Source organism: Bifidobacterium moraviense, assembly GCF_012932365.1.
In the GTDB taxonomy this organism is placed as follows: Bacteria; Actinomycetota; Actinomycetes; order Actinomycetales; family Bifidobacteriaceae; genus Bifidobacterium; species Bifidobacterium moraviense.
Genome location: NZ_JAAIIH010000025.1, coordinates 1 through 8,905 on the forward strand (window position 1 = coordinate 1; position 8,905 = coordinate 8,905).

An 8,905-nucleotide genomic window follows, 5' to 3' on the forward strand; every position below is an offset into this window, starting at 1 on the left:
GGGCATGGAGGGGACTGGCCGGGGCGGTGCCGTCGGACGGAACTGGTCGGCGGTGCCGGCGGACGGTGTCGGTTACGGCGGGGCGGCGATGCCGGCGGGTGATGATGACCGACGGTGCGGGGCCGCGGCGGTGCCCGCTGGCGGCGCTGGTGGGACGGACGGTGCGGGGCATGGCGGTGCCGGCGGACGACTGGCTGCGGCCGGGAGGAACCGGTGAATGGCGATGGTCGGCGATGCCGGCAGACGAACCGGTGGCGGGGATGGTGATGCTGGCGGGTGATGATGACCGACGGTGCGGGGCATAGCGGTGCCGGCGGGCGATACCGGCGGGCGGTGCCGGCGGACGATGCCGATGAGCGATGCTGGCGGGTGGCGCCGGCGGACGACATGGCGGAACGAGCCGCAGCGGGATGCGACGAGGCGGCGGCCGGGGCCAATCGGGCGTGCTCGGTAGAGTAGAGGGCTATGAGTGATTTTGTGGATCGAGTGACCGTCCATGTCAAGGGCGGCGACGGCGGCAACGGGTCGGCCGGCATCAAGCGCGAGAAGTACAAGCCCCTGGCGGGCCCGAACGGCGGCAACGGCGGTGACGGCGGTTCGGTGATCTTCGTGGCGGACCGCAACGCCACCAGCCTGCTGGACTACCGCTTCATGCCGCACCGCACGGCCGGCAACGGCACGATGGGTCTGGGCGACAACAAGGACGGTTCCAAGGGCGAGGATCTGATCCTGCCCGTGCCGTGCGGCACCGTGGTGTTCGACAGGAAGGGTCGCGAGCCGCTGGCCGACCTGCGTCATCCGGGCGACCGGTTCGTGGCCGCGGCGGGCGGCGCCGGCGGTCTCGGCAACGTGGCTCTGGCCAACAAGACGCGCCGCGCCCCCGGATTCGCGCTGCTGGGCGAGCCCGGCGAGGAGCGCGACGTGGTGCTGGAGCTCAAGTCCATCGCCGACGTGGCGCTGGTGGGCTTCCCGTCCGCCGGCAAGTCGAGCCTCATCGCCGCGATGAGCGCCGCCAAGCCGAAGATCGCCGACTATCCGTTCACCACGCTGGTGCCGAATCTGGGCGTGGTGATGGCGGGGGATCGCCGCTACACGATCGCCGACGTGCCCGGTCTGATCCCCGGCGCCAGTCAGGGCAAGGGCCTGGGTCTGGAGTTCCTGCGCCACATCGAGCGCACCGAGATCATCGCGCACGTGATCGACTGCGCCACTCTGGAGCCGGACCGCGATCCGATGAGCGACTATCACGCGCTCGAGCACGAGCTGGCCCAGTACGCGGACAGCCTCGACCTGCCGCTCGGCGCGATCCCGATCGCCGAGCGCCCGCGCATCATCATCCTCAACAAGGTGGATGTGCCCGAGGCCAAGGAGCTCGCGGAGTTCGTGCGCCCCGAGTTCGAGAAGCTCGGGCTGAGGGTCTTCGTTGTCTCCACCGCCTCGCATGAGGGCCTCAGGGAGCTCACGTTCGCCCTGGCGGACATGGTGGCGCGGATGCGCGAACAGGTGGCCGCCCGCGAGGACGCCGCCGAGGCCGAGCGCGTGGTCATCAAGCCGCTCGAGTCCCCGCGCGCCAACCGCCGCGCCCCGGCCGGCAAGCAGAACCTGCTGGAGTTCTCCATCGAGCGCGGCAACGACGACGAGGGCAACCCGGTCTTCATCGTCACCGGTGCCAAGCCGGAGCGCTGGGTGCGTCAGACCAACTTCGACAACGACGAGGCCGTGGGCTATCTGGCCGATCGTCTGGCGCGTCTGGGCGTGGAGGACGAGCTGCGCCGCAAGGGCGCGCGTCCGGGCGACGCGGTGCAGATCGGCCGCGGCGCGCGTGCCGTGGAGTTCGACTGGGATCCGACGATCGCGGCCGGCGCGGAGCTGCTCGACGGCTCGCAGCTGGGCGCGCGCGGCAAGGACCTGCGTCTGGCGGACGACGGCGGTCGCGCCAGGCGCCGCACCAACGCCGAGCGCCGCGAGCAGTACAAGGCCATGATGGACGCCAAGTCCGCCGTGCGCGCCGCCATGCAGGCCGAGCGCGAGGCCGGGCACTGGGCCGATCCGTCCATCGACGACGACCGCCACGACACGACCAGCCTGTTCGGCCGCGGCGAGGACGCGGATGCCGCGGACGGCGCGGACGGCGCGGACGGCGCCGACTCCGGCGAGAACCGGGGCGAGTAGCGTCATGTCCGATTCCGTGGTCATGGACACCGAGACCGAGGTGCGCCGCGCGATCGCCGGCGCGCGGACCATCGTCGTCAAGGTCGGCTCGAGCTCGCTGACGCGGCCGAGCGGTCATCTGGACGCGGCGCGGCTCAACGCGCTGTCCGCCGCGCTGGCGCAGACCGCGCTCATGGGCGCGCGCGTGGTGCTGGTCTCCTCCGGCGCCATCGCCGCGGGCTTCGGCCCGCTCGGCTTCGACGCGCGCCCCCGTGACGTGGCCACGCAGCAGGCCACCGCGGCCGTGGGGCAGGGGCTGCTCATGGCCCAGTACGAGGCCGCGTTCGCGCGGTTCGGCATCCGCGTGGGGCAGATCCTCATCACCGCGGAGGACACGATCCGCCCACAGCAGTACCGCAACGTGCAGCGCACGCTCGGCCGCCTGCTCGATCTGGGCGTGGTACCGATCGTCAACGAGAACGATTCGCTCGCCAGCAACGAGATCCGCTTCGGCGACAACGACCGTCTCTCCGCGCTCGTGGCGAACCTCGTGCGCGCCGACGCGCTGGTGCTGCTCACGGACGTGGACGCGCTGTACACCGCCCCGCCCAGCCAGCCTGGCGCCCGGCGCATCGGATTCGTGCCGGACGTGGTGGCCGCGCTGGACGACGTGACCGTGACGGGGCCCACCTCCGGCGTGGGCACCGGCGGCATGGTCACCAAGCTCGAGGCGGCGCGCGTGGCGGCGGTCTCCGGCATCCCGGCCGTGCTCACGTGCGCGTCCAACGCCGGTCCGGCCCTCATGGGCGACCCGGTGGGCACGGCGTTCGCTCCGGTCAAGGCGCGCGGATCGTCGCGCCGCCTGTGGATCGGGTTCGCCGCCGAGCCGCGCGGCACGCTCGTGGCCGACGCCGGCGCCGCCCGGGCCGTGCGCGGGGGACGCGCCAGCCTGCTCGCCGCCGGCGTGCTCGAGGTGCGCGGCGACTTCTCCGCCGGGGATCCGGTGTGGATCGACGACGAGTCGGGCAACCATCTGGCGCGCGGGCTCGCGGGCTTCGACTCCGAGGAGATCCCGCAGATGCTCGGACGCACCACCGTGCAGCTCAGGCGGTTTTTGGGCGACGAGTACGCGCATCCCGTGGTGCACCGCGACAACCTCGTGCTGGTGTGACGCCCGGTCGCGCCACGTGCGTGTCGCGGTGCGGCGGGCTTCACGGGGTCGCGCTCCGGGGGTAGCCTAAGGGGCATGACTATGGCTGACTGGCAGACTCTGAGTGACCGCATCAACAACGTCGCGCCGAGCGCGACCCTGGCCGTCGATTCGAAGGCGAAGGCGATGAAGGCCGCGGGCGTGGACGTGATCGGATTCGGCGCCGGCGAACCCGATTTCCCCACTCCCGCGCCCGTCGTGGAGGCCGCCGTGGAGGCGTGCCGCGAACCGCGCAACTACAAGTACACGCCCACCGCTGGCCTGCCCGAGCTGCGCGAGGCGATCGCCGCCAAGGTGCTGCGCGACTCCGGCTACGCGGTGACGCCCGACCAGGTGGTCGTCACCAACGGCGGCAAGCAGGCCGTGTACGAGGCGTTCCAGATCCTGCTCGACGAGGGCGACGAGGTCATCATCCCCACCCCGTTCTGGACCAGCTATCCGGAGGCCGTGAAGCTGGCCGGCGGCACGCCCGTGGAGGTGTTCGCCGGCGCCGACCGCGACTTCGAGCCGAGCATCGAGGCCATCGAGGCCGCCCGCACGCCGCGCACCAAGGCGATCATCGTCACGTCCCCGAACAACCCCACCGGCGCCGTGTGGAGCCGCGAGACGATCCGCGCGATCGGCGAGTGGGCCGTGGAGCACCACGTGTGGATCCTGTCCGACGAGATCTACGAGCACCTCAACTACGACGGCGCGAAGACCGCGTACGTGGGCGTGGAGGCGCCGGAGTGCCGCGACCAGCTCATCGTGCTCAACGGCGTGGCCAAGACGTACGCCATGCCCGGCTGGCGCGTGGGCTGGCTGGTGGCCCCCGCGCCCGTGGCCAAGGCCGCGGCCAAGCTGCAGGGGCACCTGAGCTCCAACGTCTCCAACGTGCCGCAGCGCGCCGCGCTGGCCGCCGTGGCCGGGCCGCTCGACGAGGTGCACATGATGCGCGAGGCGTTCGACGCGCGCCGCAGGGCCATCGTGGCCGCGCTGAACGACATCCCCGGCGTGTCCTGCCCCACGCCCACCGGCGCGTTCTACGCGTTCCCGGACATCACCGGCCTGCTGGGCCGTCCGGTCGGCCCCAACGGCACCGTGTCCGCCACGTCCGCCGAGTTCGCCGCCGCGCTGCTCGACGAGGCGCATGTGGCCGCCGTCCCCGGCGAGGCGTTCGGCGCGCCCGGATACCTGCGCTTCTCCTACGCGCTGGCCGACGACCAGCTCGCCGAGGGCATGCGCCGGTTCAAGGCGTACGTGGAGGCCTGAGACGCACCGCCGTCCGGCGCGCCACGCCCGGCCGGACGGCGGTTTTCCGCCGATCGAGACACGCGATTGGACATGGTCGCCGATCGCTGCTATGGTATCGCCTTGGCGGTTTTAAGCCCCTCCGCTTCGCGTGGTCGATGATTTCCACGGTCGCGTGTAGGATGGGCGAAGTTCCACTTAGGGAAGTGGCGCAATTGGTAGCGCAACGGTCTCCAAAACCGTAGGTTGTGGGTTCGAGTCCCGCCTTCCCTGCCACTCTTTTTTCCATAAGTCGAGCAAGTGAGGGACGGATATGGCAAAGGCATCCGAAGCTGAAAAGGCGGCCAAGCCGAACGTGTTCATGCGCATCGGCCTGTTCATCAAGCAGATCATCGACGAAATGCGCAAGGTCGTCACCCCCACCGGCAAGGAGCTGCTGGGCTGGGCCATCGCCGTGTTCATCTTCGTGCTGCTGCTTATGGCGTTCGTGACGGCCATGGATCTTGGCCTCGGCAAGCTCGTGATGTGGGTGTTCGGCTGATCGTGCCGGACTGACGTGAAGGTGAATGCATGACTGACGAAGTGAATCTGGACAACATTCCGCAGGATGAGGGGGACGACGCGGCCGCCGAGAACAACGAGGTCGCCGTGGATCTGTCCGCTCCCGTGGATGATGCCGACGAGGTTGCCGCGCCGGCCGTCGAGATCAACGACTCCGCCGCGTCCGAGCAGCCCGTCGCCACCGTCGAAGCCTCCGACGCCGCCGCCTACGGCGAGCAGGAGGACACCGAGGAGAACCTGTCCGAGGAGGCCGAGGCCCAGGACGCCGGCCAGCAGGCCGTCGAGGAGTTCTCCAAGTCCCTGCGCTCCCTCGAGGGCAAGTGGTACGTGCTGCACACCTACTCCGGCTACGAGAAGCGCGTGAAGACCAACGTCGAGTCCCGCATCGCCTCCTTCGGCCTGGAGGACAAGATCTTCCAGATCGAGGTCCCGATGGAGGAGGTCGAGAAGCACACCGACAAGGGCAAGAAGGTCATCACCCGCGTCCGCGTCCCCGGCTACGTGCTCATCCGCATGTGGCCCGACGAGGATGCCCGCCGCATCGTGCGCGAGACCGAGGGCGTGACCGGCTTCGTGGGCCCCACCAAGGATCCGGCCCCGCTGTCGCGCAAGGAGGTCGTCTCCATGATGGCCCCGATGATCGCCTCCGAGGCTCTCAAGAAGGCCGGCGACAAGCCCGCCGCCGCCAAGAAGCGCACCGTCGAGGTCGCCTACGCGGTCGGCGATCAGGTCACCGTCACCGACGGCCCCTTCACCACGATGTCCGCCGTCGTCTCCGACGTCGAGCCCACCACGCAGAAGCTCACCGTGCTCGTGTCCATCTTCGGGCGCGACACGCCGGTGGAGTTGGGCTTCGATCAGGTCGAAAAGCTGCAATAACGACGATTACGGAGCGTCAGCTGTGTTGCTCCTCGGTCGACGTGCCGTTGCACGTCTTCCCTCGGTGCGTCTTGCTGTCGCACGCATGATTCGTCTCATTGCATAATGTACGTTTATGTGGAATCCCCGCCGGCACATACCGACGGGGATTTCACGTGTTCGGCATGTCTGTCCGTCGGATCATGCATAATAGGAAAGCTTGTGTCTGGAGGGCGAAGCCATGCGCCGCGAGCGATCGCGCGTCGGGACGACCCCGCTAGCACAGCACAGCACCAATAGGTTGCGGGAGGAATCCGCCGCGGGGAACCGCTGCGGTTGCCGCTACCACCGCTTCATAGAAAGAAGAACCATAGCATGGCTCCCAAGAAGAAAGTCTCCGCGCTGATCAAGCTGCAGATTCAGGCCGGCAAGGCCAACCCGGCTCCGCCGCTGGGTCCTGCACTGGGTTCGCATGGCGTCAACATCATGGACTTCTGCAAGGCGTACAACGCCCAGACGCAGGACAAGATGGGCCAGGTCATCCCGGTCGAGATCACCGTCTACGAAGACCGCTCCTTCACCTTCGTTCTGAAGACCCCGCCCGCAGCGGCTCTGCTGCTCAAGGCCGCCGGCATCCAGAAGGGCACCGAGAACCCGCTGACCCACAAGGTCGGCTCCGTCACCAAGGACCAGGTCCGCGAGATCGCGCAGATCAAGATGGAGGACCTGTCCGCCCGTGACATCGAGGCCGGCATGAAGATCATCGAGGGCACCGCCCGCTCCATGGGCATCACGGTTACCGACTGAGAGGAGAAGGACTGATGGTTAAGCGTTCCAAGAAGTACCGCGAGGCCGCCGAGAAGGTCGATCGCAACAACCTGTACACCGCCTACGAGGCCATCGCGCTCATCAAGAGCATGCCGGCCTACAACTTCGACCAGACGGTCGAGGCCGTGTACCGTCTGAACGTGGATCCGCGCAAGGCCGACCAGCTGGTGCGCGGCACGGTCAACCTGCCTCACGGCACTGGTAAGACCGCCAAGGTCCTCGTCTTCGCTCGTGGCCCGAAGGCCACCGAGGCCACCGAGGCCGGCGCCGACATCGTCGGCGACGACGACCTGATCGCCAAGGTGCAGGGCGGCTTCCTCGACTTCGACGCCGTGGTCGCCACCCCGGACATGATGGGCAAGGTCGGCCGTCTGGGCCGCATCCTCGGCCCGCGCGGCCTGATGCCGAACCCGAAGACCGGCACCGTCACCATGGACGTGGCCAAGGCCGTCGCCGACATCAAGGGCGGCAAGATCGAGTTCCGCGTCGACAAGAACGGCAACCTGAGCTTCCTCATCGGCAAGCTCTCCTTCGACGAGAAGGCGCTGGACGAGAACTTCAAGGCCGTGGCCGACGAGGTCAAGCGTCTGAAGCCCGCCACCGTCAAGGGCCGTTACATCACCAAGGCGACGATCACCTCCACCATGAACCCCGGCGTTCCGGTGGATCCGAACACCCTCGCCTGAGTGACCCGATCCTGAGTGATCCCGTGGGACCCGTCTGACGGGTCCCTTCTACCGAGCGTCACGGAGCCCGGCTTCCCTGAACGGGGGAGCCGGGCTCCGTGGCATATGCGGGCGGTCGCCGCCAGGATGCGGCCCGCTACGCGGCGTCCATGATGCGCCCGATGGTGAGCGCGGTGAGCAGCACGTACGCCTCACGCGGGGTCATGGGATCCCACCCGGTGATCTCCACGGAGCGCTTGAGACGGTAGCGCACGGTGTTCGGATGCACGTTGAGCTCGCGCGCCGTGGCCTCGAGCGAACCGCCCGACCTGAGGAACGCGGCCACCGTGGCGAGCAGCGGGTTGGCGTCGTCGCCGTCGCCGCGCAGCGGGCGGTACACCTCGCGGTACAGCTCCTCGCGCGCGTCCGCGTCGCCGAACAGCGCGCGCTCCGGCAGCACGTCGTCGCTGCGCAGCGGGCGGTGTCCGCCGTCCGCCGCGTTCGCGACCGCCATCGTGCTCAGCACGGCGCGCACCGACGCCGCCGCGCCGTCGATGCCGTGGCGCACCGGCCCCATGCACAGCGGACGGTCCTCGAGGAAGAAGCCGGACACGGCCGAACACAGCTCCTCCGGGGCGCCGCCTTCGGAACCGTCGCCCGCGGGACTTGGCGCGATGAGCGTGAGGAACAGGTTGTCGTGATGGCTCATCATGCACATGCCGTCCAGGGAGCGCACGGCCGCGCGGATGCGGCGCTCGAGGATGCCGCTGCGCAGATCGCCGTCCTGCGCCAGCGTGCCCGCGAGGGCGAAGCAGTCGGCGTCGGCGTTCCAGCCGAGCATGCTCATGCGGCTGGCGACGTGGTGGTCGGTCACGCCGTCGGCCAGATCCTCCACGATGAGCGTCTCGAGCCGGGCGTCCCAGTCGCTGCGCGCCTCGGCGGACGCGGCGTAGACGTTGGCCGCGGAGAACGCCACCTCGCGCGCGTAGTACAGCATCGCGTTGCGCGTGGCCTCCTCGCGTCCGCGGCGTGCGAACGCGCCCACGTTGCGTTCCAGGATGTCCACGATGAGACGGGTCACGTCGAGCGTCTGCCTGAGGCTCACCGCCTGCGTGAACTCGAGCGGGGCGACGAAGAAGATGTGGTCGGTCGAGGGCGCCTGGCCCTTGTGCGGCGAGAACACGGCGGTGTTGAGCCAGGAGACGAAGTCGGCCACCGCGGTCTCGATGACGAGGTTGAGCTGGTCGCGGTCGGCGGGACTGAGCGCCTTCACCCACGTCAGGTCGCGGTCGAGATGCTGCTCGGCCCGGTCGATGACGCGCCAGACCTCGTTGGGCAGCTGCGGACGGGATTCCGGCGTGACCGGCGTGCGGGGGGCGCGGGGCGCGCGAACCGGGGGAAC

Annotated in this window: 8 protein-coding genes and 1 tRNA gene; 8 read left to right on the forward strand and 1 reads right to left on the reverse strand. The window is 69.3% G+C overall.

Annotated features, from left to right (window positions below):
• Nucleotides 1-465: 465 nt before the first annotated feature.
• The 8 genes from obgE to rplA all read left to right on the forward strand — a co-directional run bounded on the left by obgE (nucleotide 466) and on the right by rplA (nucleotide 7,524).
• Nucleotides 466-2,172, forward strand: coding sequence for a GTPase ObgE (obgE, locus tag G1C96_RS09850; RefSeq protein ID WP_169276416.1), 1,707 nt, complete (start codon nucleotides 466-468; stop codon nucleotides 2,170-2,172).
• Between the two features lie 22 nt (nucleotides 2,173-2,194).
• Nucleotides 2,195-3,322: a glutamate 5-kinase gene (proB, locus tag G1C96_RS09855; RefSeq protein WP_169276422.1), complete on the forward strand. Its 1,128-nt coding sequence runs from the start codon at nucleotides 2,195-2,197 to the stop codon at nucleotides 3,320-3,322.
• A gap of 81 nt (nucleotides 3,323-3,403) precedes the next feature.
• Complete coding sequence (locus G1C96_RS09860) at nucleotides 3,404-4,612, forward strand: pyridoxal phosphate-dependent aminotransferase (protein ID WP_169276417.1); 1,209 nt, start codon at nucleotides 3,404-3,406, stop codon at nucleotides 4,610-4,612.
• A 179-nt stretch (nucleotides 4,613-4,791) separates the two neighbouring features.
• Nucleotides 4,792-4,867, forward strand: a tRNA-Trp gene (locus G1C96_RS09865).
• Nucleotides 4,868-4,904: 37 nt separating this feature from the next.
• Complete coding sequence (secE, locus tag G1C96_RS09870) at nucleotides 4,905-5,132, forward strand: preprotein translocase subunit SecE (protein WP_169276418.1); 228 nt, start codon at nucleotides 4,905-4,907, stop codon at nucleotides 5,130-5,132.
• A 29-nt stretch (nucleotides 5,133-5,161) separates the two neighbouring features.
• Entirely contained in the window at nucleotides 5,162-6,031 is an 870-nt protein-coding gene (gene nusG, locus G1C96_RS09875; RefSeq protein ID WP_169276419.1) for a transcription termination/antitermination protein NusG, read from the forward strand.
• 354 nt (nucleotides 6,032-6,385) lie between these two features.
• Nucleotides 6,386-6,817, forward strand: a complete 432-nt coding sequence (rplK, locus tag G1C96_RS09880; protein WP_150354344.1) for a 50S ribosomal protein L11 — start codon at nucleotides 6,386-6,388, stop codon at nucleotides 6,815-6,817.
• Nucleotides 6,818-6,831: 14 nt separating this feature from the next.
• Nucleotides 6,832-7,524, forward strand: coding sequence for a 50S ribosomal protein L1 (gene rplA / locus G1C96_RS09885; protein WP_169276420.1), 693 nt, complete (start codon nucleotides 6,832-6,834; stop codon nucleotides 7,522-7,524).
• A 136-nt stretch (nucleotides 7,525-7,660) separates the two neighbouring features.
• On the opposite strand, the gene G1C96_RS09890 is transcribed toward rplA, so the two are convergent.
• The coding region (locus tag G1C96_RS09890) for a PucR family transcriptional regulator (protein ID WP_169276421.1) at nucleotides 7,661-8,905 on the reverse strand (1,245 nt) is incomplete at its 5' end.